Source organism: Paenibacillus sp. tmac-D7 (assembly GCF_006519665.1).
In the GTDB taxonomy this organism is placed as follows: domain Bacteria; phylum Bacillota; class Bacilli; order Paenibacillales; family NBRC-103111; genus Paenibacillus_G; species Paenibacillus_G validus.
On sequence record NZ_VIDW01000116.1, the window covers coordinates 1 to 1,291 of the forward strand.

Annotated in this window: 1 rRNA gene; it reads right to left on the reverse strand. The window is 56.2% G+C overall.

The annotated features are described in order from the left end of the window. Positions 1-1,291, reverse strand: a 23S ribosomal RNA gene (locus FKP33_RS26710); the annotation flags it as partial.

The following is a 1,291-nucleotide window of genomic DNA, read 5'->3' on the forward strand; positions in this document are numbered from 1 at the left end:
AATTGGGAAATCTCATCTTGAGGGGGGCTTCACGCTTAGATGCTTTCAGCGCTTATCCCGTCCGTACTTGGCTATCCAGCCGTGCTCCTGGCGGAACAACTGGTACACCAGCGGTACGTCCATCCCGGTCCTCTCGTACTAAGGACAGCTCCTCTCAAATTTCCTGCGCCCACGACAGATAGGGACCGAACTGTCTCACGACGTTCTGAACCCAGCTCGCGTACCGCTTTAATGGGCGAACAGCCCAACCCTTGGGACCTACTTCAGCCCCAGGATGCGATGAGCCGACATCGAGGTGCCAAACCTCCCCGTCGATGTGGACTCTTGGGGGAGATAAGCCTGTTATCCCCAGGGTAGCTTTTATCCGTTGAGCGATGGCCCTTCCATGCGGTACCACCGGATCACTAAGCCCGACTTTCGTCCCTGCTCGACCTGTTTGTCTCGCAGTCAAGCTCCCTTATGCCTTTGCACTCTTCGAATGATTTCCAACCATTCTGAGGGAACCTTGGGGCGCCTCCGTTACTCTTTAGGAGGCGACCGCCCCAGTCAAACTGCCCACCTGACACTGTCCCCGTACCGGTTCACGGTACCAGGTTAGAACTCCGATACGATCAGGGTGGTATCCCAACGGCGCCTCCACCCACGCTGGCGCGCAGGCTTCCCAGGCTCCCACCTATCCTGTACAGATCGTACCAAAGTCCAATATCAAGCTGCAGTAAAGCTCCATGGGGTCTTTCCGTCTTGTCGCGGGTAACCTGCATCTTCACAGGTATTAAAATTTCACCGGATCTCTCGTCGAGACAGCGCCCAAGTCGTTACGCCATTCGTGCGGGTCAGAATTTACCTGACAAGGAATTTCGCTACCTTAGGACCGTTATAGTTACGGCCGCCGTTTACTGGGGCTTCGGTTCACAGCTTCGGGTTGCCCCTAACCGCTCCCCTTAACCTTCCAGCACCGGGCAGGCGTCAGCCCGTATACTTCGCCTTGCGGCTTCGCACAGACCTGTGTTTTTGCTAAACAGTCGCTTGGGCCTTTTCACTGCGGCCCCCTCGGGCTATTCACCCTACCGAGGCACCCCTTCTCCCGAAGTTACGGGGTCATTTTGCCGAGTTCCTTAACGAGAGTTCTTCCGAGCGCCTTAGCATGCTCTGCTCGCCTACCTGTGTCGGTTTGCGGTACGGGCACCTTCTCCCTGGCTAGAGGCTTTTCTTGGCAGCCTGAACTCATGACCTTCGGTACTTAAATTTCCCTCCCCATCACAGCCCAGCCTTACGGTGTGCGGATTTGCCT